The organism is Streptomyces humidus (assembly GCF_014649655.1).
Taxonomy (GTDB): Bacteria; Actinomycetota; Actinomycetes; order Streptomycetales; family Streptomycetaceae; genus Streptomyces; species Streptomyces humidus.
In genome coordinates, this window is sequence record NZ_BMTL01000005.1 from 261,900 (window position 1) to 286,885 (window position 24,986).

Here is a 24,986-nt window from a genome sequence, read left to right on the forward strand (position 1 = left end):
ACCTCGACTCGTCGGAACCATGGCCTGCTGCCGCGGAGGCCGACCGCTCAGCCGGCACTCGACCGGGTCGGGTGGCGACGCAGCAGGAGCAGGGCGCAGTCGTCCTCGGCACGGGAGCCTGACAGACAGCGGGTGGTGATGTGGTCGAGGGCCCCGGCGGTGGGCATCGGGCAGGCCTCTGCGAACGCCTCGTGGAGCAGGGCGCGGGCGTGGGCGAGGTCGGTGCCGGGCCGGTCGGTGAGGCCGTCGGTGTGCAGCAGCAGCTGGGCCGCGTCGGCGAGCCGGTATGACGTGGACGGATAGGCACTGTCACTGAAGATGCCCAGGGGCGGACCGCTCTCCACGGCGAGCTCGTGAACACCGCCCGCAGGGCTGTGGACGAGGGGCACGGGGTGTCCGGCCGTGGCACAGCGCAGCTGGCCGGTGCCGGGCGTGAGGACGATCAGGCAGCAGGTGGCGGTGCGGGCGCGTTCGGGGTCGCTGTCGTTGTCCTCCGTGAGCAGCCTGTTGGTGTGCTGCAGGAGCTCGGTGGGGTCGTCGGTGAGCGCGGCGTAGGCGCGTACGGCGGTGCGCAGCCGTCCCATCAGGGACGCCGCCTGGGTGTCGTGCCCCTCGATGTCGCCGATGGCGAGCAGCAGGTCGCCTTTGCCCGTGGTGAAGGCGTCGTACCAGTCACCGCCGGCATACGCGTCCGCGGCCGCCGGCAGGTACGAGGCGGTCAGCTCGGCGTCCGGCAGGTGCGGTAGCGCGGCGGGAAGCAGACCCTTCTGCAGTTCGACGGCGCGGGCGTGTTCGGCGTCCCAGGCGCGGCAGCGCTCCAGGGCGCGTCCCAGCAGCCCGGCGGCTGCGATGAAGAGTGCGTGGTCCTCGGCGGTGAAGGCGTGGGGCCGGTTGAAGGAGAGCATGCAGGCCGCCGGCCGTGCGGCGGGGTCGGACAGGGGGACCGGCACGGCTGCCCAGGCGTGCCGGTCCAGGAGGTGGGCGGTGTTCGCGTAGTGCGGGTAGGCGGCGATGAGCTCGTCGTGTGAGGCGATGAACACGGTGCGGTGCTCGCGCAGCGCGTCGGTGAGGGGGGCGCTCGTGCTCAGCGGGATGCCGCGGAGGGCATCGAGGTGGTGTTGTCCGTGGCTGGTCAGGACGTGCAGGCGCTCGCCGGTGGCTTCCGCCAGCACGATGGCGTCGGCGCCGAAGACGGCCAGGACGTCGCATGCCGCGGCGGCCAGTTCGCTGGTGCTGCCGGCCGAGGCACAGGCGGAGGCGAGGGCGCGGATCTGCTCGGCACGCCGCATCTGCCGGTGCATGCGTTCGTCGCGCCAGGCGGCGTCGTCCGTGTCCACGGTGATGTCGGTGACGTGGCCGGTCAGCACCACCCGGTCGCGGACGTCCGTGTTGCGGGAGCATCGGGCTTGCAGAGTGCGGGCCCCCTCGGCTCCGGCGACGCGGTAGACGACCTCGTAAGGCCCCGGGTCCGTGGCCAGTCGTGCGAGGAGCCGTTCGGCCTGGGGCAGGTGTGCGGGCGGGAGCGCCGCCAGTGCCGCGGCCAGCGGATGGCGGCCCGGCCCCGGCAGCCCGTGCTGGTCGGCGAAGACGCTGTCGCCGGTGATGTCCAGGTCGGTGAGGTCGAGGACGAAGGACCCCCGTTCGACCAGGCGCAACCGGGGCAGTGCGTCGGCCCGGTGCGGTCCGGGCAGGTCGGCGAGGGCGTCGGAGACGTCTTCCGCGACCGCCGACAGAAACGCCCCCTCAGCGGCGGTGAAGGGCTCCGGACCCGGCCGCAGGGCTACGAGCGTGCCCTGGGACTTGCGCAGCGGCAGGGCAGCCGCTGCCGCCGGGGCGGTGGCATGAGGCAGCGGATAGGGGCGCTGGAACCCGTGGCCGGTCCAGACGCGGCCCAGTGCCGCCGAGCAGACCGGCCAGCCTGCGGAGCGTTCCAGCGGGCGCAGTGGAGGCTCCCAGACGGATGGCAGTCCGCTGATGCCGCAGGGAAACAGATGGCTGCCGTCTTCCTGGGCCAGCATGAGGGCCCAGCCCACCACCCCCAGACGGGAGCATGAGCCGACCAGCGACGCGGCCATCTCCCACGGGCTGCCTGCCTGGCGCAGCCCGTGCCGGACTCCGCTCAGCGCATCACGGGGAACGCTCAGTGCATCGGGGACACCGCTCAGTGCATCAGGGGGAACGCTCATGGCGGCACCTTCCACTGCCAATTCCTCATGCCGTCGACGCTAAGTCTTCGATGAGGGCAAATGGAAGGAAACCTGTAAAGCGTCTCTTTATGTGAAATTTTGAACATTTCTACCCATTGTGGTTCGTAGAGGGCGATGCCGGTCTGAGTGGCGCCATCGCTGTGCGTCACCACCGTCATCATCGCGGTGACCTTCCATGGGCGAGGAGGCCGACCGCGTGGTGGCCCTCGACGAGCGCGATCGGTGCTGCCGGGCCGGCCGCGTCCGCGCTGCTGCTGTCCGTGAGTCCGGCCCGCCGGGTCGGCGGTCCGCTGTCGGCACTGGACCTCCGCGCCCGGCGACGGGGGTGAGGGCGCCCTGGACGAGCGGGCCGACGTCGGTGCCGGCCCGCCGGACAGCTGCGCACCCCGTCGGCTGCGCCGCGACCGCGGCTCGACGTGCCGGCCGCCGACGACGCCGCCGTGTCGCGGCTGGGGACGCGTGCCCTCTGGCGTCGGTCTGACGGTTCGCATCCGTGCGCACAGCAGGGCGGGAGGGTTTTCGGCCAAACAGTCCTCCGTCGTTGAACAGCTGCCCGAGACCGGATGTCCTGGCCGACGCATAATCAATAACCTTCAACTGCAAGCCACTTACTCACCACCGGGAGCTCCATGCCCACCGCACAGCAGGTCCCCGACATCCTGTCGCCCGAGTTCGCTGCGGATCCCTATCAGGCCTATCGCGCGATGCGGGAGAGCGCCCCCCTCTTCTGGCACGAAGCCATGCAGAGCTACGTCGTCTCGCGCTACGAGGACGTGGAGCGCGTCTTCAAGGACAAGGGCGGCGAGTTCACCACCGACAACTACAGCTGGCAGATCGAGCCTGTGCACGGCAAGACGATCCTCCAGCTCAGCGGGCGCGAGCACGCGGTCCGGCGGGCCCTCGTCGCCCCCGCCTTCCGCGGCAGCGACCTTCAGGAGAAGTTCCTGCCGGTCATCGAACGCAACTCCCGTGAGCTGATCGATGCCTTCCGGTTCACCGGCTCCGCGGACCTGGTGACCGACTACGCGACCCGTTTCCCCGTCAATGTGATCGCGGACATGCTGGGCTTGGACAAGTCCGACCACGCCCGGTTCCATCGTTGGTATACGTCGGTCATCGCTTTCCTGGGCAACCTTTCAGGCGACTCCGAGGTCGCCGCGGCCGGCGAGCGCACCCGGGTGGAGTTCGCGGAGTACATGGTCCCGATCATCCGGGAGCGCCGTGACCACCTCGGCGACGACCTGTTGTCGACCCTGTGCGCCGCCGAGGTCGACGGTGTGCGGATGAGCGACGAGGACATCAAGGCCTTCTGCAGCCTGCTGCTCGCCGCGGGCGGTGAGACGACCGACAAGGCGATCGCCGGTATCTTCGCCAACCTGCTGCGGCACCCGGAGCAGCTGGCGGCCGTCCGAGAGGACCGCGGTCTCATCGCCCGCGCCTTCGCCGAGACGCTGCGCTTCACGCCCCCGGTGCACATGATCATGCGGCAGTCGGCCGTCGAGGTCACGCTCAGCACCGGTGTCATACCTGCCGGCGCCACGGTCACGTGCCTGATCGGTGCCGCCAACCGGGACGAGAGCCGCTACCGGGACCCGGACCGGTTCGACATCTTCCGCGACGACCTGACCACGACCACCGCCTTCTCGGCCGCCGCCGACCACCTCTCCTTCGCGCTCGGCCGGCACTTCTGCGTCGGTGCTCTCCTCGCCAAGGCCGAGGTCGAGATCGGTGTCGGCCAGCTCCTCGACGCCATGCCGGACCTCCGCCTCGCCGAGGGAGCCGAGCCCGTGGAGCAGGGCGTCTTCACCCGAGGTCCGCAGTCGCTGCCGGTGCGCTTCACACCCGTCGCCGACTGATCCCTTCGCATCGCCTGCGCCTCCCGAGCTGTGAGCGCGTCTCTCCGCCGTGCCGCACCGCATGTGTGGCGAGCAGGACGGGACCCCCGGCGCGGCGGGCGGGCGTGGGACGGCTACGGCGTGGAGACGGCGGGCGAGGATCCCTGCGACCTGCGACCTGCGACCTGCGACCTGCGACCTGCGACCTGCGACACGGTTCGTGCGAGCACAGTACGGCTCGGACAGGGACGACCCGGCTGCGGCGGTGCGGTGCGGTGCGGGGGCGGGGCGGGTGCGCGGGTGGTGCGGGTGCGGGGGTGGTGCGGACGAGAGCCGGTCCGGAGCTGACCAGTGGCCCAGGGGCATGAGGCATGGGCTGCCCGTCGGGTTCCTGGCCATGCGCGCACGGGCCGAGGGCGACAGCCTTCGCCCGCACCCGCCGCCCCTCCGTCCTGTGTGCCACCGTCACCGCGCTCTGGCTGTGGACCCGGGGCGCCGCGGCCCGCCCATGGCCGCGGCGCCGCGCCGATGCCACCGAGCCGAGCCGCGAGAAGCAGGTCACTGCGGTGGAACACCTGGCGGCCAGGGGGCTTGCGCGCACGCGCCTGGCCGAGTCCGCGCACGACACCGGGTGGTCCCGGTTCGCTGCCGATCTCGAACACGAGGCAGCCCCGGTGCGGACGCACCTCGCACCTCGTGCGGATCGGATGCCGGCCGGCCACCGGCGCCGACTGCCTGTCTGCTGCCGCCGGCATCAGGCGCCGGCCCCCTCGCCCCGGTGCTCTACTGCATCACCGGAGTGAACTCCACCGGCAGGGCGTGCAGGCCGCGCATCCAGACGGACGGGCGCCAGGAGAGCTCTTCCGGTTCCACCGCGAGCACCATGTCGGGCAGGCGTTCCAGTAGCGTCTCGACGGCGGTACGGGCGATGACGTCGGCCAGCAGCGGGGCCGGATAGGGGCACCGGTGCTCCCCGCTGCTGAACGACAGGTGCGCGGAGCTCTCCGCCCCGACGTGCGACTCGGGCCAGATCTGCGGATCGGTGTTGGCCGCGGCCAGTCCCAGCACCACGCAGTCGCCTGCCCGGATCAGCTGTCCGCCGAGCTGGGTGTCGCGCACGGCCCAGCGGCCGATGAAGTTCTGTGTCGGTGTGTCGAGCCACAGGACCTCGCTGAGCGCCTCGCCCACACTGAGCCTGCCCCCTGACACGCTCAGGGCGAACCGCTCGTCGGTGAGCAGCAGCCGCAGCGTGTTGCAGATCCAGTTGGCGGTCGGCTGCTGGGCTGCGGCGATGATGGTGATCAGGTCCTGCACGATCTCGTCGTCGGTCAAGCCGGCACGGTGCTGCAGCATGCGCGACGTGATGTCCGGGCCGTGACGCTGTCGCTTCTCCTTGACCAACTGCTGGATCTGCTCACCCACGCGCATGTACGCGGCCACCGGATCGTCGCCCTCCCCGGCGTCCAGGGAGATCCGCAAATCTTCCACGAGCTGGTGGGTCGCATCGCCGGCGTGCGGCATCCCGCACATCTGAACCGCCGCGCGCATGGGCAGGGCGTGCGCGTACATGTTCATCAGCTCGGCCTGGCCGCTGCCGGCGAACGATGCGATGAGCTGGTCGGCGAGCTGCCGGCAGTCGCGTGACAGCTGGAACTGGTCGACACCCTCCAGGGCTTGGGTGATGACTCCGGCCCGCCGCCGGTGTTCCTCGCCCTCGGTGAACAGCACCGACGGCTGGTAGCCGACGAACGGCATCAGCGGCCAGTCCTCGGGTATGTTCGCCCACTGGTTCCAGCGCCGTGAGTCGCGGGCGAACAGTTCGTCGTGAGCGGTGACGTAGCTGACCTCGGCGTAGCCGAGGACCAGCCAGGCGGGGATGTCCCCGTCGAGCAGCACGGGCGCCACCGCGCCGTGCTCCCGGCGCAGTTCCCGGTACAGACGGGCCGGTGTCTGCTGGTATTCCAGACCGCCCAGCCTCACAGCCCCCGCGTGGGCGGGACACCCCGCGCCGGGCGTCCGGGAGGTACGGGATCCGGTGTCGGTCACAGTGTCATCTCCTGGGCCATGGCCATTTCGTAGAGGTGGTCCACGAGGGTGATCAGCACGCCCTTGCCCGAAGACCTGACACGCGCGTCACAGTCCACGAGCGGCACGTGCGCGGGCAGGCAGAGCGCCTGGCGTATCTCGTCGAGGGAATACCGGTCGGGTTCGTCGTCGAACCGGTTGACGGCCACCACGAACGGGGTCTTGTGGTGTTCAAGCCGGTCGATCGCGTACCAGGACTCGTCCATCCGACGCGTGTCGACCAGGACGACGGCGCCGAGGGTGCCGGAGAAGAGTCGGTCCCACAGGAACCAGAACCGCTCCTGGCCCGGTGCGCCGAACAGGTAGAGCACCAGGCGTTTGTTGAGGCTGATGCGGCCGAAGTCGAAGGCGACCGTCGTGGTGGTTTTCGTGGCCACCTGCCGTGTCTCGTCGACACCGACCCCCGCCTGTGTCATCAGCTCTTCGGTGTTGAGCGGCCGGATCTCGCTGACCGAGCGCACCAGAGTCGTCTTGCCGACCCCGAAACCTCCCACGATAACGATCTTCAAGCCCGCTTCGGCGGCGTCGGACAGGGGCGTACGAAGGGACGGCAGGTCAGAGGTTGCGGAGCCCATGCAGCACCTCCAGGAGGAGAGCGGAGTCGGGGAGCGCGGCTTGCGGCCGCGGCGGGGGCGGGTGGCGGGCGCTGATGCGGCCCATGGCGAGCAGGTCGCCCAGGAGGATGCGCATCACCGTGATCGGCAGCTTCATCTCGGCGGCGATCTCGACGAGGGCCGTGGGGTGTCGACACAGATCGAGGATCCGTGCGTGCTCCGACTGCATCCCCGCGCGGGGTGCGCTCTCGCTGACTATCAAGGTGACCAGGTCGAATGCGTCGTCCGCACGGCTCCGCCCGCCCGTGATCGTGTAGAGCCGGTCGGGGTCACCGATGTCCACGGGCCGACGCGTCACGACGGTGCGCTCCCCGGGGTGCCCCCGCGGGGTTCGGCCCGCAGGTGATCACCGATCTGCTCGACCAGCTCGGTCATCTGGTGGCCCACGACTCCCGGGTCGGCGCTCTCCTCGCACAGGAGTGCCAGATGGGCGCCGTCACCGGCCTGCACGATGAAGAGCTGGCCTCCGTGGAACTCGGTCATGGAGTGGCGGACTCCACCGCTCCCGTCGCCGAACTCGACGGACGCGCCCTGGGCGAGGGCTTGCATGCCCGAGCAGATGGCTGCCAGCTGGTCGGCCTGGTCGAGTTCCAGGTGATCGGTCCAGCACAGCTTCAGGCCGTCCCGGGACAGGACCAGGGCGTGCCGGGCGCCGGGAACGCGTTCCAGAAGGCCCTGCAGAAGCCAGGTGAGGCTGTTGTCGGTGGTCTGCATGGTAGGTGGTGGGACGGTAGGGCCTGGGGCCCGGTCACCGGCCCGTTTCTCCAATCTCACGAGCTGAAGCGGGGAAGAGGACACCACGGTCGCGGCGCCGTGAACGACGAGGGAACGAGGAGAGTCACTGAGCGGACGGCGGCTCGGGCAAGGGGCCGGCACCGGTGCCGGACGGGCCGTCCTCGCCCGTGGAGGTGCGTCCGGCGTGGAAGGCCCCGAAGCGGGAGCCGGCATCGCGTGCGACGTGGGGGGCCTGCGCGGGCGTGTCGCCGGCCGCGGGGGGTTCGGCCCCCGCTCGGCGGTCCCGGCGATCCTGTTCGGCTTCGGCCATGGTGCGGCCGGGGGCGCGCACGGGCAGCCCGTTCGGGGTGGCCGCCGCGCGACGGGCGGACGAGCCAGGCGTGAGGGTCTCCCCGGTAGCCGCAGGCGAGCTCGGGGCGAGGGCCGCAGCCGAGGTCGGTGCCGACGCCGGGGGAGAAAGGGGGGCGTCCCCTCCCTCCGCAGGGGCGGTCTCCGGGAGGGCGGCGCGCGTGGATTCCGCGGCGGCCACGGCGGGCCGGGCCGATGTCTTCTTCGGCGCGGTGTCGCGACGCTGGGCGAGCAGTTGCCGGGGCAGCAGGACGACGACGCCGGTGCCGCCGCGCGACGAGGGCCGGTAGTTGACACTGATGCCGTACTTCGTGGCGAGCCCGCCGACCACTGCGAGGCCGAGGCGTGTGCCCGGCAGCGAGGCGAGGTCCGTCATGTGCCCGGCCACTGCCTCCTCGGCATGCCGCATCGCCGCATCCGCCATCTTCAGACCGCTGTCCTCGATGGTGACGACGAGCCCGGCACTGTGCTCGTCGACATACACATGGACCTCGTCGATGGGCGGGGAGAAGTTGGCCGCGTTGTCCATCAACTCGGCGATCAGGTGCATGACGCCTTCCGCGGCGAATCCGGAGATCGCGGCGCTTGTGGAGCAGTGCAGCCTGACCCTCTGGTAGGCGGCGATCCGGCCGGCCGCACCGCGCAGGATGCTCTCCATCACGATCGGCTTGTTCCATGCCCGGCTGGACCGGCCGCCCATGAGGAGGGCCAGTCGGTCGGTCAGGAGACCCAGCTGGGAGGTGCTGTGATCGAGTTTCAGCAGGTCGCCGAAGACCTCCTCGCCGTGTCGCTCCTGCATGTCGCGCAGGTCGGCGAGCATGCTCACGGTCTTTGCCTGAACACGGCTGAGGGCCCTGGCGGAGGCGACCTGCGCCGCGGCGCCCCGCCGCTCGCTGCGGGCGAGGTCCCGTACGAACACCTCGACAGGGGCCCGCAGCAGGGAGGACGGAGGCCATTCCCACTCGGCCAGCACGGTGTCGGCCGAGTTGCCCTCTCGCAGCCGCGTGACCATGTCGGGAAGGAGGGCCCGCGTCACCTGCTCCACCTCTTGGTTCACCTGGGCCAGTTCTTCGCGTGCGCGCCGCAGCTCACTGTCCGATGACGCCGCGTGCTGCACGACCTGCTCCATGGCCGAGCTGAACACCTGGACGATCTCGAGCAGTTGCGTGTCGGTCGGCAGGTTCACCTGCTCCTGGGCCTCCTTGGCCCCTGCCCCCTTGCGGAGCAGGCTCACGAGAGCGGGGACGGTGACGTTCGCCAGATACGCCGACTCGGCCGACTGCTGGGCCGACCGAGCGGTGAGCCGGACGACTTCGGCGTCCTTCGAGTCGGCCGACCGGCGGGTCCGCCGGAGCAGCAAGGCGAAGACGAGGACGGTCACCGCTACGCAGCACCATGCGGCCACGGCCGTGACCATCGTCCAGGTGCGAGCCGCGGCGGGAGCCGTCGCCACCGCCGTGCCCGCGGCCGCGGCACTCAACAGCAGCCCCGTCACGGCTGGGGAGATGCGGGGGAGTCCTGGTGACCGACGTCGACGGGGCGGTGCAGGCAGAGGCATTCCACGGTTCCTCGGTCCTCGAGAGCAGGAAGAACGGATCGACCGACACGACGGCCGCAGGCCCGGATACGAGAAAATCGTGATGTCCCGGTCCAGGTGTCAGCACATGCTAGTCATTGCGTCGGGAGTGGTGATCTGCCTGCTTGCCCAGTTTGCCGAGAGGCGGTTTTCGTCGCAAAGCCACTGATGCAGCCGGGATCCGTGGTAATGACGAGACGGCCTTTTCGCTGAGCCCCTTTTCCTCGTAACGGGCGATCAGGGCGGAGCATGTCCGGTGACCGTTGCCCGGAGAACGTCGCATGCAAGAGAGGAGGCGTCGATTTTCGGTCAACTGTGGAAGTCCTCGCGCGCTCGACGAGTCGCAAACGTGCAGGGCAGTCACAACTTCCCCACGAAATCCGCCACAGGGTCGAAGGCGGCCGGGGCGGGCCCTGGGGCCGGGGTCCGGCGACCGAGTGAGAGTCCCCCGACGCACGCCTGGGTGCGTTCGACGGCTCGACGGAGCCGCGTCCGGCTGTCCCGTGACAGCTTCGACGACCATCGCACTCACCTGCTGCCTGTGTAACCGTCCTGGCATGGTAAAGGGAAACTCTTTGCAGTCAGGGACAGGCGTTCCCGCCGTCGGCCTTCATCACGGGAGGCCCGGATTGATACGGCCTTTGCCGGTGAGGAATTCGGCGTGCGACGCAACGGGGTAGTGACGCCGAACGGCCGGCATGAATCAAGCGGCTGGTCAGCCCATTCGACTCGTATCCGATCCGGTCCCGCGGTTGATCGGGGCAACAGTTCGGGGGGAAAGGAGAATTCCCGAGTGTCGGTGTGGTCGAGCCCCGGCAGCTCGAAGGCGACGCCGCCCGAAAGGCGGACCGCTGCGGGTTGCTCACGCCCCGCGGGCTTCGCTGTCCCGCCCCACGGGCGAGGACGACGGCACCGGTCAGGCGTCCGAGTGGATCCACTGCCGCGTGTCGAACCCTGACCTTCCGCCGATCCACCGGGTCATGAACTCGCCCCGGCCGCTGCGCCGGTCCCGCGACCGGCTCTCGCGGCTTGCCGACCCCTTGTCGTCGGGGTGCGGTCATTCCAGTGTGAGTGAATATCTGTCCTTCAGCGAACTCCATTTTCCCGCATGTAGGGAGTCATGATGGCGAAACGCGGGGCAGCCTGCGAGTGGCAGCGGGACGCGACATGTGTCGCAGGGCCGCAGCGCCCAAGGGGCTCGTGCTGCCGTGCCTGGCCCCTGACATCGAGGCGCACATGAAGCACGTGCGTGTCATTGCATTCGTGATGACTTCCTCAAGCGCTCCCTGCGCTCAGCCGGCCGACTGCCCATGGCAGGAGTTCCTTGGCCACCGCAAGGCTGAACGGCCTGACCAGCGAGCACAGTTCGGCGCAGGCCTCAGGGCCGAGCGTGAGGTAGGGGAGAGCGGCCAGCCTGTCGGTGGTGTGCTCGATCTCCGCCCTGCGCCGCGCACCGTCCTCGGACAGCGTCAGGTGCGGCCCGTCGGCGAGCCAGCCACGCTCACGCAGGTTCTGCACGGCCTCGTCCCACTGCTGCGGCGTCCATGCCCGTGAGTCGCGCAGCACCCCCGCGTCGACGTCGCCTGCGGCGCCATGCGTGACGAGGGCTTCGATCCCGCTCAGTCCGGCGGTCAGCAGTGCTCCCACGTGGCCGTCGCCACGGAACTCCCTCAGCAGAGTCTGCGCGTGCCAGAGCACGAGGTGGGGCGGGCTCGGCCACGGCAGTGCGGCGTGCGCGGCGAACAGAGGGCGGCCCTGCGGGTGCCCCACGGTTGCTTCAGCCGCGGTACGGGCGAGTTCTGCCGCGCGGGCCATCTCCGGTGAGGAGACCTCCGCGCCGAGGATGCGACGGAGCGTGGCATCGATCCCTGTGAGCCGGGCGGCAGCGAACTGCTGCGGCGTGGCGGCCTCCCATGCCGCGGGTATGGCCCGGCGCACCAGTTCCGGATTGAAGTTGTAGAACGTGGCGATCACCAGGTCCGCCGAAGCGGCGCCGAGCGCGGCCGAGCGGGAAGCGAAGTATCCCGTCCTCGCATCCACCCCCAACTCGTCGTACAGGGCGGCGGCTTCGGGCGAGAAGTAGACGGCCCCGTGGTAGGGCTCGAGAGCTCTCCAGGTCTCGCGCGCAAGGGCCGGACTGTCGCGGTCCGTGTCATGCGTCATCAGGGGCTCTCCGTTTTGTGGCGAATGAAACGACGGTGTCCAGCGAGCACATGACGGTGCATCGGGCGTCAACTGTACCGTCCGGTCGGTACGCTACCGGAGAGCGGCTCGGGCGACTACTGTCCTGCTGCCGGCTCTCCGCGCTCTCCCCGGAGACGGCCAGGGCAGTGGTCCACCGCACGGTCGATGCGAGCGTCATCCGCAAGGCCTTCACGGGCCGCGGAGCACGCGGGCGGGCTCGTCACGAAGGCGCCGGAGATCCCCTGCGAGCCGCCGATCGACCGGACGTCACCCGGCCAGTGCTGCATCAGGCTATCGACCTGGACGGCACGAGCCGCCCCGAGCCTCGCACGACAAGACCCCGACGCGCGGTGATCCGCGTCCTGGTCCAGGAGGTGCCACTCACCGTCGCCGCCCAGGCCCTGGGCTACGCACCCGGGTGCGCCCGAAGACCACGCCGTCCAGGGCGGCGTCCCCTGGGCCACCTGCCTCAACCGGCCCGGTAATTCGATGGCGCACAGCCAACCGAACGTCGACTCTGGTCACCGTGTCAGAACCCGAGCGTCAGATCCGCGCCCTCTACACGGCCTCCACAGTGACCGTTTACCAGGCATACGCGCCTGAGATCGGCCTGCCCGCCGCGCAGCACGGTCACTTTCCCGCAGCCTGGAAGAGGGACCGGATGACATGGATCAAGCCCAGCTTCCTGTGGATGATGTACCGCTGCGGGTGGGGTCTGAAGGAGGGGCAGGAGACCGTCCTGGCCGTGGAGATCCAGCGGGACGGTTTCGAGTGGGCGCTGCGTCATGCGTGCCTGTCGCACCACGTGCCGGAGCTGTACGCCGACCAGGCCGACTGGAAGCGGCAGCTGAAGCGGTCGCCGGCGCGGGTCCAGTGGGATCCGGAGCGGGACCTGCGACTGCAGCCCCTGCCGTATCGGTCGCTGCAACTCGGCCTCTCCGGTGAGGCCGTACGACGCTACGCGGACGAATGGACGGTCGCCATCCGCGACATGACCCCACTCGCTCACGAGATCCACGCCCTCGTCAGGGACGGCGACCTGGACTCCGCCGCCCGACTGCTGCCCGAGGAACACGCGTATCCCGTCGAGGACGAGCTTCTTGCCCACCTACGGATATGACGGGTAGCCGCTGTCCATGGGGCACATGGCAATACAGGCACATGGCAACACAGAGAGAGGATGCCTCCGCGCGGACAGTGGTCCAAGCCCTGCAGAGCCCTCCATCGACCGTCACCGACGCGCGGCGCGGGTCCCCCCGTCGGCCGGAGCGGCCCTCTCGGGCGTGCCTGACCCGGTATCCACCCTCCGTGACGGGAGCGAAGGCGGCAGGCGCCATGCGCTGATTCCTTCCGTCCGCCGACGGATGCTGTCGGTCCTGCGCAGCCTCCTCACTGTCCCTGGCCCGCGGTGCGGGCCGTCGGACGTCACGACGCCCGGGCCCCGGAGGGGGCGTCGGGCGACTTCGTGAGCGGCGCCCGACGCCCATCCGCAAAGCGTGTGCATGACCATCTCGGCCGGGTTCCGCGCAACCTCGACGCCGTCCAGGCGGAGCCGGGCGAACCTCAGCTCCACCAGGGGCAGCAGGGGGCTGCCCGGTGCGGACTGGCGACTTCCGGGTTCGACGGTTGGAAAGCTGCCGGAGGTCACCCCGGCCTCGATGTCACGCAGTGCCCGCCGGGACAGGCCGGTGGCTGACTGGATGCGGGACCAGGCCCGGACGACGCGGATCCCGCATCAGCTCCGGGTGGAAGTCGGCCATACGGAGGTCGCGTTCGGTGCGGCCGCATCACGCAGGTGCGCGCACCTCCGCCGTGACGTGAAGGACGGCGGCGGCCGGGCCCCGTCGCTCGGCCGACCCCTCAGGGCGCCCAGGGCTTGATCATGTCCTTCATCGCGTCCGTCATGGCGAATTGCAGAAGCGGACCGTAGGTGATCCGGCCCACGCCGAGACGGCGGAAGCGCTCGAGATCATGTTTGACGGGATGGGCCGTGGAGTTCACGGGAACGGTGACGGCGCCGGTCACGGCAGCGAGCAGCTCGTCGTCGTCCTGAATGCCCACGGGGTACACGCTGTCGGCGCCGGCCTCCGCCAAGGCCCGCAGCCGCTCGATCGCCTCGTCGAGCACGCCGGCCGCGTCCTGCGCGTGCATGAACAGGTCAGTGCGCCCGTTCACCCAGACCGGGACCCCCGCGTCGTCGGCCGCCGTGCGCAGGCCGGCGACGTAACTCGCGTGCTCGTGAGTGCTGCGCACGCGGCCGCCGTCCGAGTGGACGGTGTCCTCGATGTTGAGACCGGCCCCGCCGGCGTCGATGAGCCCGGCGATGAGTTCGGCGGGCTGCCGGCCGTAGCCGGCCTCCAGGTCCACGGACACCGGGACGTCGACCGCCGCGATGATCGGCCTGACGGCGGCGAGCACCTCCTCGAAGGTCTGCCCCTCGTGGTCGGCGGCACCCCGGGAATCCGCGAGGGGATGGCTGCCGATCGTCAGTGCGGGGAAGCCGGCGGCCACTGCCGTGCGCGCGGACCAGACATCCCAGACAGTCGGCAGCACGAGCGGCTTGTACTGGGCGTGCAGTTGCTTGAGGAGTTGAGCGCGCTCAACGGTGGTGTGAAAGTCCATGCCAGGGACGCTACCCCGTGATCGTCGCGGACAACGTGCCGACAGGCGTTGCCCGGTGGCGGGAACCGCCGCCGCGAAACATCGAAGTCCCCGGTCCCTGCTTCACGGAGGTGCTGCACATCATCCGCTCGACGTGCTGATCAACGGCCCGCGAGCTGACGGCCGGCACCGTCCACCGTCTCGTCGCCGGGCCCGGAGCGGCCCCGGCGCCCCGGCCGTCAGCCCTGTGCGGTGGGGCGCACGACGAGTTCGTTGACGTCGACGTTCGCCGGCTGGTCGATGGCGAAGGCGATCGCGTCGGCGATGGCCGAGGCGGGGATCGCCAGTTGCTCAGCCGCCGTGCGAGCGGCGCCCTGGGCTTCCGGCGAGCCACCGCGGTGCGTCAACTCGCTCTGTGTGAACCCGGGGCTGACGACGGTGACCCGGATGTCCCGGCTCTCCTGCCGCAGCCCCTCCGACACGGCGGCCACGGCGAACTTGGTGGCACTGTAGACGGCGGCGGTCGGGTCCACCCGATGCCCCGCCACCGACGACACGTTGACGATGTGACCGCCTGCCTGCCGCCGCATCTGGGGCAGCACGGCGGCGATCCCGTGGAGCACTCCGCGCAGGTTGACGTCGATCATCTGTTCCCACTCGGTGATGCGCAGGTCCTCGATCGGGGACAACGGCATCACGCCGGCGTTGTTGATCAGCACGTCGATACCGCCGTACTCCGCCACGCCGGCGTCGGCGAAGGCGCGTACGGAGTCCAGGCTGGTCACGTCGAGTTCGCGGTGGGCGACCGAGGCGCCGGCCGCGCGAAGCTCTCCGGCCAGAGCGGCAAGGCGGTCGGTCCGGCGGGCGCCGAGGAGCACGCGGTGGCCGAGCCCCGCCAGTCGGCGCGCGGTGGCCTCGCCGATGCCGCTGCTGGCGCCGGTGATCAGGACGGTCTTCGATTCTGCTGGCATGCTCACGGGTTCTCCTTCGCTGGGTACCGGCGGCGACCGCCGTGCCTTCGACTTCAACGCATCGGGCGGAGCCGGGGAAGGATGCGTGAGCCTGGGTGTGTGGCACCCAGGCTCACGCGCCCTTCTTCGGCGCCGGACCCCGACGGAAGCTGGGGGTGCCGGTGCGAGGCGCCGGCCGGAACCCCGAACGGGATCCGCAGCGCGACACGGAAGGGCTGCCATGAGCGACGAGCGCAGGATCCAGGAGGTTCTGGCGCGCTATGTGCGGGCCACGGACCAGCGCGACGGCAAGACCCAGGGGGCGCTGTTCACCGACGACGCGGTCGTGCAGAGCTTCTCCAGGACGGGTCCCGGCAGCCATGCGCCGGTCGCGCCGCCCATGATCGGCGGGGCGGCCGTGGAGTACGCGGTGGACCACTACATGGCCCCGCACCCCGTGGGCGGCTCCAGCCACCACGTGACCGCCGACCACATCATCGAGGTCGACGGTGACCGCGCCCACATGAACGCCCAGTTCGTCGTCTTCCGCGTCCAGGCCGCCGCGCGGCCCGAGGGCGGCTGGGCGGAGGGCACTTTCGGCTCCCAGGGCACCGTGCAACCCATCGAGTCCGGGTACTACGACACCGACCTGCGCCGGATCGACGGCGAGTGGAAGATCGTGGGGCACCGCATCCTGCTGGACATGCCGTATGTCATTCCGGGGGTCTGACTCGGGCGCCGCGAGGGCGGGGACGGGAGAGCGTCCGTGATCAGGCGGCTGACGGTCCCGAACCTGCGGATCGCCGACCCGGCCGGTGGGGCTAGCATCGGTGACATGACCACACGCGACAACGAGCTCGGCGCCTTCCTCCGCGCGAGCCGCTCGCGCGTGGAGCCGGGCGACGCGGGGCTGGCCGGCGGGGTCTCGGGGCGACGCGTCCACGGCTTGCGGCGCGAGGAGGTCGCCGTGCTCGCCGGGGTCAGTGCGGACTACTACGCCCGTCTCGAGCAGGGACGCGAGCGCAACCCCTCCGCCCAGGTGATCAACGCCCTCGGGCACGCCCTGCGCCTGGCGCCCGAGGCGCGCGAGCACCTGTTCCGGCTGGCCGGGCTCAATCCCCGGCTGGGCCCGGACAGCCCCAGGGACCTCGTGCACCCGTCGCTGCTTCGGATGCTGGAGACCTTCGCCCAGGCGGCGGCCTACGTGCTCGGCCCGGCCCTCGAGGTGCTCGCCGCGAACCCGATCGCCGACGCGCTGCTGTCGCCGTTCGGAACCGAGCGGAACATGCCGCGTGTCCTGTTCACCGACCCTCGGGCCAAGGAGGTGTTCGCCGACTGGGAGGTGCAGCTGAGCAGCTGCGTGTACGCGCTCCGCCTGAACGCGGGACGCTTCCCGGACGACGCGGAGATCACCGGCCTCGTCGCCGAACTAAGAGAGGCCTCGCCGCAGTTCAGGGCGCTGTGGGCCGACCACGACGTCGCGGGCCTCACCCGGAAGTTCAAGGTGTTCGTGCACCCCGAGGTGGGCCGCGTCGAGCTGACCTACCAGACGTTCGAGGTGGTCGACGCTCCCGGCCAGCAACTGCTCGTCGGCACCCCCGAGCCCGGTAGCCGCAGCGAGGAGGCCCTGACGTATCTGGCCTCGATGGCGGAGCCGGCCTGACCGTCCCGTCACCCCGCCGGGGACTGCGGACCCCTTCTTGAGGCCCGTCACCCTGCCGGGACCGCGGCCCCCTCCTGAGGCCCGTACACCCCATGCGGGCCCTGCTTTCCCGCCCGCTGAGCGGCACGTCTGCGGGAGGGACCGTGGGCGGACGGCATCCGCCGAGCCGCAACCTCCATCCCGTGGGAAAGGACAGCCCGGCATGCCCGAGATCCTGGAAGTGACCACCCTCCGCCCCGCGCCCGGCCGCACGGCGGAGGACTTCGTCGCGGCGAACGCGGACATCAACGAATACCTCAAGACACGGCCCGGTTTCCGGTGGCGCCGGATCGTCGTGCGCGACGACGGCATGGTCCTCGACATCGTCGCCTACGACAGCATCGAGCACGCCCGCTCGGGAGCCGCCGGGATCACCGGCGAGATGGGCGGCTCGCCCGTGCACGAGGCGATCGACCACACCACCGTCGACTGGCGGTTCACGACCGTGCTCCAGCACGTCGAGCCCTGACCGCCGGGAGGAGACGGCCGTGCCGTTCGCCGACGAACTCGTCAACGGCCACACCGCGCGGCTGCTGACCCGGGCCGTCCGCACCGCGCTGCCCGGCGGGGAGACCGCCGCACTGCGGGCGGCCGCACGGCAGCTCGACCCGCTCTCGCTGAGCGAACGGTCGGACCTGCTGCGCGATGCCCTCCTCGCCGACATCCCGGGCGGGTACGCCGAGCTGGCCCGCGTGGTGCGGGCCGCCCGGGACGGCGTACCGGAGTTCGGCGGGTGGCTCATCCGGCCGGTCACGAGTGCCGTCGCCGTGAAGGCCGTGGCCGAGGGCACCGACGGCGCCTTCGACGACGCGATGGCGCTTCTGGCCGACCTCACCGGGAGGCTGACATCCGAGTTCGCGCTGCGGGTCCTGCTGCGGCACGACCTCGACCGGGCACTCGGGATCATCGCCGGATGGACGGCGTCACCCGACGCCGACGTGCGCCGCCTCGCCTCGGAGGGCACCCGGCCCCGCCTTCCCCGGTCGGCCCGGGTGCCGGAGCTCATCGCCCGCCCCGGCGTGACCGTGCCCGTCCTCGACGCCCTCCACCGCGACGGCAGCGAGTACGTGAGGCGATCCGTCGCCGATCACCTGGACGACCTCAGCCGCGACCACGCCGACCTCGCCGTGGCCACCGCCCGGCGCTGGCTGGGCGACCCGGCCCCGGCGACGGGACGCATGGTGCGTCACGGGCTGCGCACCCTCGTCAGACGCGGCCATCCCGGCGCCCTCGGACTGCTCGGCTTCGCCCCCGTGACCCTCGAGGTCGACGGACCGGTGCTCGACCGCACCCGGGTGCCGTTCGGCGGGAGCGTCCGCCTCACCGCGGCCATCCGCAACACCGGCGCCGAGGACGCCCGGCTCGCGATCGACTACGTGGTCCACCACCCCAGGGCCGACGGCTCGCGGAGCACGGCGACGTTCAAGCTCACGACCCGCACCCTTGCGCCGGGTGAGACGGTCACGGTGACCCGGGAACACTCGTTCCGGCTCCTCGCCACCGGCTGCCACCACCCGGGCTCGCACGCCGTAGCCCTGCAGATCAACGGCGTGACGTCGCACCGCGCGGAGTTCGAAATCCATTCGCCCTGAGGAGATCTGCCGCCGTACATCCGTGTCGCGCCCCGTTGCCGGGTGGGTGCTCGGGCCGGGCGGCGGCAGGCTCCCGCCGTCAGTTCGTGATCGCCGGACGGCGGTACACGCCGTGCCAGTAGCCGTGGGCGAGTTCCCGGGCCACGTCGGCGTCGTCGCCGCCGTCGCCGCCGACCACCTGACGGGTGATGACCTCGCCGCCCCCCTGGACGATCACCCGCGCGGCGAGCCGCGGATCGATGTCCGCGGGCGTGCGGCCGGCCCGCTGCTCCTCCTCCAGCACTGCCACCGTGTTGTCGACGAAGCGGTCCTGGTGGGCCGACCACGAGTCGCGGACCGCGGGGTCGTAGGCGGCCACCTCGTGGATGGCCGACAGCAGGGCCGCGTGTTCGCGGTAGTGCCGCATGATCTCTTCGTAGGTGCGGGCCAGGCCGTCGGCGCCGCCGTCGGGCCCGCAGGGCTCCCACGCCTCCGCGATCTCGTAGCTCCGGATCCTGAGCGAACCGCTCACCCGCAGCAGCACGTCGACCTTGTCGCGGAAGTACAGATAGAAGGTGGACCGCGAGATCCCCGCGGCGTGCGCCATCTGCTCGACGCTCAGTTCGGTGTAGGTCAGACCGCCCCGCAGTAGTTCCTCGAGCGCGGACACCATGCGCTCCTCGAGTGCGGCCCGCCGGTCGGCCGCGGTGGAACGTCGTCGCGTGGTGGAAGCCATGCCGCCATCCTACGGAGCTGGGGAAACGGCCTTTGCGGGGGAGGAGGAACGGCTCGTCGCCGGTCGGGCCCCAGAGGTCACACCGCACCCCCGGTCGGCGCGCAGGAGACGGCTCAGCCGGCCGACCCGGACGCGATCTTCGCGAGAAGGCTGGCGAGCTCCCCGGGCATCGACAGGAACGGCGAGTGACCGCTCGCGATGCGGTGGACGGAGCCGGACCGGACGGCGAGCTGCTCCTGGTCGCCCGCCGGGAGTGCCCGGTCCTGCTCGCAGACGACGTACGTCGAGGGGACGGTGTGCCACCCGGCCGCGGTCAGCGTGTCGCTGAAGGACTTCGTGCTCTGCGGCACCAAGCGCCCGGCGGCGGCCTGCGCGTCGGCCGCCGGGGCGTCCGCGTAGAACAGCGGGACCGGATGGTCCGGCACGGCCTGGAATCCGCCGGGATCCGCCGGGGCGGGCGCACCGTGGTGGCCGAGCAGGCTCTCGCCGGCGTCGAGCTGGTAGGCGGCCAGGTAGACGACGTGCGAGACGTTCGCGGCCTCGGCGACGGCCTGGGTGGCCGGGACGCCGCCGTAGGAGTGGGCGACCACGACCACCGGGCCGTCGATCCGGGCCAGTGCCTCCAGCACCACACGCGCGTCGTCCCGCACGCCGGCCCCCGACCCGGCGCTGGGGAGGTCCACGGTCCGGGTCGTCCAGCCGTCGGCGTCGAGCACCCTCGTCAGTCTCTCCCAGCACCACGAGCCGTGCCACGCCCCGTGCACCAGGAGGAGGGTCGGACGGGTTGTTCCACCAGCACTCACTGCGATTCCACTCTCGAGTTCGGATGAAGAAGGCGCTGAACCGCGCTGTCATCGGAGCCTAAGCAAGTTTGGACACACTGTCCAACAAGATGTCTAGAATAGTGTTCGGCGCCTGGTCCCGTGGCCGGACCCGAACACCGGGGCGCCCGCCGGGCCCACCGATGCGAGCGGCCGGCCCGGCGCCGGAGCAGGCTCGCGGCATGCCCGCGCAGACGAAGAGGAGCCGGCCATGAGCATCACCACGACCACCTCGGCCAAGCCGACGATCCTGTTCCGGGAGGCCTGCCTGCCCGACGTCCCCCGCCGCTCGGCGATCACCGTCCCCCCCCCGCTGCGGGCGGGCGCGGAGCAGCTTCGGGGACTGCCGCCCGCCTTCGTGATCGTGGACGAGGCCGACGGGCCGCGGACGAGGGCGAGGCGTACGCTGCGAGGCCAAGCGTCGCGGACGTCCCCGTGACCACCGGCCGCCACGACGGCATCAGCCACGACGTCATGGCGCTCGACCCGCTCAGTGCCGCCCATGCCACCCGGGCGGCCCTCGCCCCGGCCGGGATGCTCCGCGCGGCCCGGACCCCGGACGGCTGAAGCCGCGGCGCCCCGGTCCCGTGCCCGGGGCGCCGCGCACCACCGCACCCCGAGCACCACCGCACCCGCGCACCCCGTACATCCATCCCGAGGGAGAGACCGCATGGCACCGGTGACAGAGGACGTCGACCTTCTCGTCGTGGGCGGCGGAAAAGCCGGCAAGACACTCGCCATGGACCGGGCGCGCGGCGGCGCCCGCGTGGCCATGGCGGAACGGGGCATGATCGGAGGCTCGTGCATCAACGTCGCGTGCATCCCGACCAAGGCCCTGGTGGCCAGTGCCCGCGCCCGCAGGGCACTGGACCGCGGCCGTGAACTCGGCCTGGTCGTGGGCGACGTGCGGACCGACGTCGACCTGCTGCGGGCGCACAGGAGCGATGTCGTCGACGCCATGGTCGCGCTCAACCACAAGCAGTTCCTCGACTCCGGCATGGACCTGGTGATCGGGCAGGCCCGGTTCGTCGCCGAGCGCACGGTGGAGGTCCGCACGGCCGACGGCGGCGGACGCGTGCTGCGCGGCGCCGACACCGTCATCGACACCGGCACCCGGCCGCGCCTCCCCGACATCCCGGGACTGGACCGGGCCGGCGCGCTGACGAGCGAGAGCCTGCTGCGGCTGGAGCGGATCCCGGACCGGCTGACCGTGCTCGGGGACGGGCCCATCGGCCTGGAGTTCGCCGACATGTTCGCCGCTTTCGGCAGCCGGGTCACCGTGGTGAGCCGGCACTCCCGGCTGCTGCCGCAGGAGGACGCCGAGATCGCGGCCGCCGTCGGGGACCTGCTGTCCGGCCACGGCGTCACCGTGCTGTTCGAACGGCGGGTCGCCCGCGTCGGCCGCGACGCCGGCGGCGAGGTGACCGTGGTGCTGGAGGACGGCCTGGAGATCACCGGGGACGACCTGCTGGTCGCCGTCGGGCGCGTCCCGGTCACGGAGGAGCTGGACCTGGAGCGGGCGGGCGTGGCGGTCACCGCCGCGGGGTTCGTCGACGTCGACGAGCACCTGGCCACCACCGCGCAGCACACCTGGGCCGCCGGCGACGTGGCGGGCAGCCCTCAGTTCACGCACGCGGCCCTCGACGACTACCGCATCCTGAAGGAGAACCTGGCGGGCGGCTCCCGCTCCACCCGGGACCGCCTGATACCGCGCACCACCTTCCTCGGCCTGGACCTCGCGCACGTCGGCCTCACCGAGGAGCAGGCCCGCCGGCTCGGCCACCGAGTGAAGATCGCCCGTCTGCCCGTGGCCGCCATTCCCCGCGCCCGCACCACCGGGGAGACGCAGGGGCTGTGGAAGGCCGTCGTCGACGCGGAGACGCACCGCATCCTGGGCGCCACCCTGCTCGGCCCCGAGACGGGGGAGACCCTCACCACCGTGCAGACCGCGATGCTCGCCGGCCTGCCCTGCACCGCCCTGCGCGACATGGTGATCAGCCACCCCACCATGACCGAGGGGCTCAACATGCTTTTCGCGAACCTCACCGAGGACCAGGACACGTCCGGCCGATGACCGGCGAGCGGGGAGCACCGTCGTGATCCGGCTTCTGGGCGGCACCCACAAGGCCGTCGAGAACGGCACCGCGCAGGGCAAGATCGTGATCGACGTCGGCCGGCGGCGCGGCGCGGCGCGAGCGGGTGCGGACAACGGCACCGCCGCCCCGGAGACCCCCGGGGGAGCGGCGTCGTAGTCCAGGCGGTGCCGTTCTCCTTCTTCGCGTCCGGGGGCCGGGTCCGTGGTGTGGGTCAGTGGTGTGGGTCAGCGGAGGATGCCGGTCGCGGTGTCCCACAGACGTTCGGCGTTCGCCGGGTCGAGCGCGTACGGCGCCACCCCGGGCACGCCGGGCGCCGTGGGCCGGGCGTCGACGACGGGTGCCTCGGCGACGTCTTCGAAGTAGCGGCCGCCGACGCCTTCGGCGAGTGGGGAGGCGGCCAGGAACACGGACGTCGCGGCGCCTTGCTCGATCGTCTTCCGGTACGGCTCCGGGGTTCTCAGCCCGCCGGTGTGCTTCTGCAGGTTCGTGGCGACGGCACCGGGATGCAGCGCGTTGGCCCTGATGCCTTCGCCCGACCAGCGACGGTCGGCCTCCACCGCGAGGAGGACCTCCGCCGTCTTGGACTGTCCGTAAGCGGCGAGAGCGTCGTAGGGGCGGAAGCGGAAGTCGAGGTCGTCGAAGACGACGGGTGAGTACAGATGACCGCTGGAGGACACCGAGACGATCCTGGCCGTGCCCGCCTCGGCGAGCGCGGGGTGCAGGCCGAGAGTCAGGGCGAAATGGCCCAGGTAGTTGGTCGCGAACTGCTGCTCGTGGCCACGCATGCCCCGCTCGAGCCCGGGCGGCATCATGATCCCGGCGTTGTTGACCAGGATGTGGAGCGGGCCTCGCCATGCGGCGGTGAACGCCTGCACCGAGTCCAGATCCGCCACGTCCAGGTGCGAGACCCGAACCGCGTCGCTGCCCGTCCTCTTCCGGAGGTCGGCCGCCACCTCCTCTCCCGCGTCCGGACGCCGGACCGCCAGGGTCACCTCGGCGCCGGCGGCCAGCAGCGCCCGCGCGGTCTCCACCCCGATGCCGGACGTGGCCCCGGTGACGATCGCCCGCTGTCCGGAGAGTTCGACCCCGTCGATGACCTCGGACGCGGTCGAAAGCCGGCCGAACGGGCTCTGAAAGAACTGCGGCATGAGAATTTCACTTCCTGTGTGGTTGCGTCCCACCATCCGGCGTCGGCCGCCCACCGGCCAGGACCCTTCGGGACTGGGACTGCCAGGGCTACCCAGGCTTCGGCGGGAGCGGGTTAGGTTGGGGGATGTGCCACGCAACCAGGACGCCGACAGCCTGGGCGGCTTTCTGCGCGCCCGCAGGGGGCTGGTCCGGCCCGAAGAAGCCGGTGTGCCCGATCAGGGCAACCGCCGCGTCCCGGGTCTGCGCCGGGAGGAGGTGGCCTTCCTCGCGGGAGTCAGCTCCGACTACTACGTCCGCCTCGAGCAGGGCCGCGACCGGAACCCCTCCGAACAGGTACTGGAGAGCATCGCCCGTGCGCTGCGACTGGATGAGGACGCCACGCGGTACCTGCTCCGGCTGGCCAAGCCCAGGAGCACGGGGCGCAAGCGTCTCCGAAGGCCGGAGAAGGTCGGCGACGGCATCCGGAGCCTGATCGACAGCTGGCCGCTGACCGCCGCGTACGTCCACGACAACTACATGGACGTACTCGCCGCCAATCCCCTGGCGATCGCCCTTTCGCCGTTCAACGCACCGGGGCAGAACAGCGTCCTCGCCGCCTTCCTGGAGCCGGAGATGCGCGAGCTCCACGCGGACTGGGAGGACATGACGGCTCGCGTGGTCCCCTATCTGCGCTCCGTTGTCGGGGCAGCCGTCGACGACTCGCGTCTGGTGGAGATCGTCGGCGAGCTGTCCGTGCGCAGCGAACGCTTCCGCACCCTCTGGGCGCGGCAGGACGTCAAGTACAAGACGACGGGGGCGACTTTGCTGAACCACCCCCAGGTCGGCCCGCTGGAACTGCACTACGAGAAGCTGCTCGTGGCCGGCACCGGCACCCAGACCATGATCACCTACCACGCCCGGCCGGGCAGCGCCTCCGAGGAACGGCTGCGCCTGCTCGCCGGCATGAACGCACCGCGCGGCGCTTCCCCGCACGGTTCCGGGAACCGAGCGCACCCGGAAGCCGGTGAGCCGAGGCAGCGGGGCGCCGGCGCACAGCCGTAGCCGACCCGGCCGCCGTGGACCGGCCCACGGCCACGATTCTCGTGGGCTCGGCGCGCTGCGAGCCCGCCCACGGGTGCTGCCCGGGGGACGCGGTGCACGCCGTCCTCGAGCGCGAGGGCGTCCACATCGGCCGGAAGCGTGCCGAGCGGCTCATGAGCGAAGCCGGTATCGCCGGCATGAGCCCCCGCAAGTCCGAGGGGTTCACCCGCGGCGACGGGGATGCCGAACTCTCACCGGGCCTGCTGCAGCGCGACCTCACCGCGAGAGCGCCGAACCGGCTGTGGGACCAGGCCGTCGGGCAGTTTGCGCAGCCGGCCGCGGTCGACCAGCCTGACCGGCTTCTCGCGCAACGGTTCCAGCTCGGCCCGCATGCTGATGCCCACGCCCAGTATCTCGCCGACCTGCCGGGCCATGACCGGTCCCGCGGCCTTCCGCACACCGGCGCGGATGCGCTGGCAGTCCGGCGGGACCATATTCTCTTCCACGTCCGGTGCGCGGTGCGGGATCGGCATAGGCGTCAACCCGATGATCGCGAGTAGCCCGCAAGTGGGACCTCTGATCAGGTCGCCCCTGGGTCAACCGCCGGCCGCACCGTCCCAGCTCGAAGTACGCGACCCATCCGATAAACGTGGCTTTACGGACAAGAGAAGAATCATGCCGTAAGTGCGCTTGCATGCTGAATCGTTCCGTCGCGGGAGCGTCTGCATGCAACATCGCCGACGAAAAGGAGCCGGT

At 71.2% G+C, this 24,986-nt stretch carries 24 protein-coding genes; 12 read left to right on the forward strand and 12 right to left on the reverse strand.

What is annotated here, in order from left to right:
• Positions 1–47 precede the first annotated feature (47 nt).
• Positions 48–2,186: a PP2C family protein-serine/threonine phosphatase gene (locus tag IE239_RS07580; protein WP_190148482.1), complete on the reverse strand. Its 2,139-nt coding sequence runs from the start codon at positions 2,184–2,186 to the stop codon at positions 48–50.
• A 650-nt stretch (positions 2,187–2,836) separates the two neighbouring features.
• On the opposite strand from IE239_RS07580, the gene IE239_RS07585 reads away from it, so the two are divergent.
• Positions 2,837–4,063 (forward strand): cytochrome P450, encoded by a 1,227-nt coding sequence (locus IE239_RS07585; protein ID WP_190148483.1) that lies wholly within the window; start codon positions 2,837–2,839, stop codon positions 4,061–4,063.
• A gap of 762 nt (positions 4,064–4,825) precedes the next feature.
• Here the strand turns inward: IE239_RS07585 and IE239_RS07590 are convergent.
• From IE239_RS07590 to IE239_RS07615, 6 genes are all read right to left on the reverse strand, one after another.
• A complete protein-coding gene (locus IE239_RS07590; protein WP_190148484.1) occupies positions 4,826–6,088 on the reverse strand; it encodes a cytochrome P450 in 1,263 nt (420 codons plus the stop codon).
• A complete protein-coding gene (locus tag IE239_RS07595; protein WP_190148485.1) occupies positions 6,085–6,702 on the reverse strand; it encodes a GTP-binding protein in 618 nt (205 codons plus the stop codon). Before IE239_RS07595 ends, IE239_RS07590 begins: the two co-directional genes overlap by 4 nt.
• Positions 6,683–7,039, reverse strand: coding sequence for a DUF742 domain-containing protein (locus tag IE239_RS07600; RefSeq protein WP_190148486.1), 357 nt, complete (start codon positions 7,037–7,039; stop codon positions 6,683–6,685). Before IE239_RS07600 ends, IE239_RS07595 begins: the two co-directional genes overlap by 20 nt.
• Complete coding sequence (locus IE239_RS07605; RefSeq protein ID WP_190148487.1) at positions 7,036–7,455, reverse strand: roadblock/LC7 domain-containing protein; 420 nt, start codon at positions 7,453–7,455, stop codon at positions 7,036–7,038. The genes IE239_RS07600 and IE239_RS07605 overlap by 4 nt, the downstream gene beginning before the upstream one ends.
• Before the next feature lie 124 nt (positions 7,456–7,579).
• Complete coding sequence (locus IE239_RS07610) at positions 7,580–9,382, reverse strand: sensor histidine kinase (RefSeq protein ID WP_190148488.1); 1,803 nt, start codon at positions 9,380–9,382, stop codon at positions 7,580–7,582.
• 1,293 nt (positions 9,383–10,675) lie between these two features.
• A complete protein-coding gene (locus tag IE239_RS07615) occupies positions 10,676–11,563 on the reverse strand; it encodes an SCO6745 family protein (RefSeq protein ID WP_190148489.1) in 888 nt (295 codons plus the stop codon).
• Positions 11,564–12,110: 547 nt separating this feature from the next.
• Here IE239_RS07615 and IE239_RS07620 point away from each other — a divergent pair.
• Entirely contained in the window at positions 12,111–12,704 is a 594-nt protein-coding gene (locus tag IE239_RS07620; RefSeq protein ID WP_190148490.1) for a DUF4291 domain-containing protein, read from the forward strand.
• Positions 12,705–13,444: 740 nt separating this feature from the next.
• Here IE239_RS07620 and IE239_RS07625 read toward each other — a convergent pair.
• Both IE239_RS07625 and IE239_RS07630 read right to left on the reverse strand, forming a co-directional pair.
• Entirely contained in the window at positions 13,445–14,206 is a 762-nt protein-coding gene (locus tag IE239_RS07625; protein ID WP_190148491.1) for an isocitrate lyase/PEP mutase family protein, read from the reverse strand.
• A gap of 218 nt (positions 14,207–14,424) precedes the next feature.
• Positions 14,425–15,156, reverse strand: a complete 732-nt coding sequence (locus tag IE239_RS07630; RefSeq protein WP_190148568.1) for an SDR family oxidoreductase — start codon at positions 15,154–15,156, stop codon at positions 14,425–14,427.
• 220 nt (positions 15,157–15,376) lie between these two features.
• Between IE239_RS07630 and IE239_RS07635 the strand changes: the two genes are divergently transcribed.
• The 4 genes from IE239_RS07635 to IE239_RS07650 all read left to right on the forward strand — a co-directional run bounded on the left by IE239_RS07635 (position 15,377) and on the right by IE239_RS07650 (position 18,429).
• Positions 15,377–15,865 (forward strand): nuclear transport factor 2 family protein, encoded by a 489-nt coding sequence (locus IE239_RS07635; protein WP_190148492.1) that lies wholly within the window; start codon positions 15,377–15,379, stop codon positions 15,863–15,865.
• Between the two features lie 105 nt (positions 15,866–15,970).
• A complete protein-coding gene (locus IE239_RS07640) occupies positions 15,971–16,798 on the forward strand; it encodes a helix-turn-helix transcriptional regulator (protein ID WP_190148493.1) in 828 nt (275 codons plus the stop codon).
• A 202-nt stretch (positions 16,799–17,000) separates the two neighbouring features.
• Positions 17,001–17,306 (forward strand): hypothetical protein, encoded by a 306-nt coding sequence (locus IE239_RS07645; RefSeq protein ID WP_190148494.1) that lies wholly within the window; start codon positions 17,001–17,003, stop codon positions 17,304–17,306.
• Between the two features lie 19 nt (positions 17,307–17,325).
• Positions 17,326–18,429 carry a YhaZ family DNA alkylation repair protein gene (locus tag IE239_RS07650; protein WP_190148495.1) on the forward strand — a complete coding sequence of 368 codons (1,104 nt, stop codon included), beginning with the start codon at positions 17,326–17,328 and terminating at the stop codon, positions 18,427–18,429.
• A gap of 79 nt (positions 18,430–18,508) precedes the next feature.
• Here IE239_RS07650 and IE239_RS07655 read toward each other — a convergent pair whose 3' ends face one another.
• Both IE239_RS07655 and IE239_RS07660 read right to left on the reverse strand, forming a co-directional pair.
• The gene (locus IE239_RS07655; RefSeq protein ID WP_190148496.1) at positions 18,509–19,144 is read right to left on the reverse strand and encodes a TetR/AcrR family transcriptional regulator; all 636 of its coding nucleotides are present in this window, start codon (positions 19,142–19,144) and stop codon (positions 18,509–18,511) included.
• A gap of 113 nt (positions 19,145–19,257) precedes the next feature.
• Positions 19,258–19,947: an alpha/beta fold hydrolase gene (locus IE239_RS07660; RefSeq protein ID WP_190148497.1), complete on the reverse strand. Its 690-nt coding sequence runs from the start codon at positions 19,945–19,947 to the stop codon at positions 19,258–19,260.
• A gap of 229 nt (positions 19,948–20,176) precedes the next feature.
• On the opposite strand from IE239_RS07660, the gene IE239_RS07665 reads away from it, so the two are divergent.
• The 4 genes from IE239_RS07665 (at position 20,177) to IE239_RS07675 (ending at position 22,217) form a co-directional block, all read left to right on the forward strand.
• Positions 20,177–20,404: a hypothetical protein gene (locus IE239_RS07665; RefSeq protein ID WP_190148498.1), complete on the forward strand. Its 228-nt coding sequence runs from the start codon at positions 20,177–20,179 to the stop codon at positions 20,402–20,404.
• Positions 20,401–20,532 carry a hypothetical protein gene (locus tag IE239_RS42915; protein WP_268254500.1) on the forward strand — a complete coding sequence of 44 codons (132 nt, stop codon included), beginning with the start codon at positions 20,401–20,403 and terminating at the stop codon, positions 20,530–20,532. The genes IE239_RS07665 and IE239_RS42915 overlap by 4 nt, the downstream gene beginning before the upstream one ends.
• A gap of 103 nt (positions 20,533–20,635) precedes the next feature.
• A complete protein-coding gene (locus IE239_RS07670; RefSeq protein ID WP_190148499.1) occupies positions 20,636–22,039 on the forward strand; it encodes a dihydrolipoyl dehydrogenase family protein in 1,404 nt (467 codons plus the stop codon).
• A 22-nt stretch (positions 22,040–22,061) separates the two neighbouring features.
• Entirely contained in the window at positions 22,062–22,217 is a 156-nt protein-coding gene (locus IE239_RS07675) for a hypothetical protein (RefSeq protein ID WP_190148500.1), read from the forward strand.
• Positions 22,218–22,285: 68 nt separating this feature from the next.
• Here IE239_RS07675 and IE239_RS07680 read toward each other — a convergent pair whose 3' ends face one another.
• The gene (locus IE239_RS07680; RefSeq protein ID WP_190148501.1) at positions 22,286–23,209 is read right to left on the reverse strand and encodes an SDR family NAD(P)-dependent oxidoreductase; all 924 of its coding nucleotides are present in this window, start codon (positions 23,207–23,209) and stop codon (positions 22,286–22,288) included.
• A gap of 127 nt (positions 23,210–23,336) precedes the next feature.
• On the opposite strand from IE239_RS07680, the gene IE239_RS07685 reads away from it, so the two are divergent.
• Positions 23,337–24,251, forward strand: coding sequence for a helix-turn-helix domain-containing protein (locus IE239_RS07685; protein WP_229877893.1), 915 nt, complete (start codon positions 23,337–23,339; stop codon positions 24,249–24,251).
• 92 nt (positions 24,252–24,343) lie between these two features.
• Complete coding sequence (locus tag IE239_RS07690) at positions 24,344–24,790, forward strand: IS3 family transposase (protein WP_190148503.1); 447 nt, start codon at positions 24,344–24,346, stop codon at positions 24,788–24,790.
• Positions 24,791–24,986: the final 196 nt, after the last annotated feature.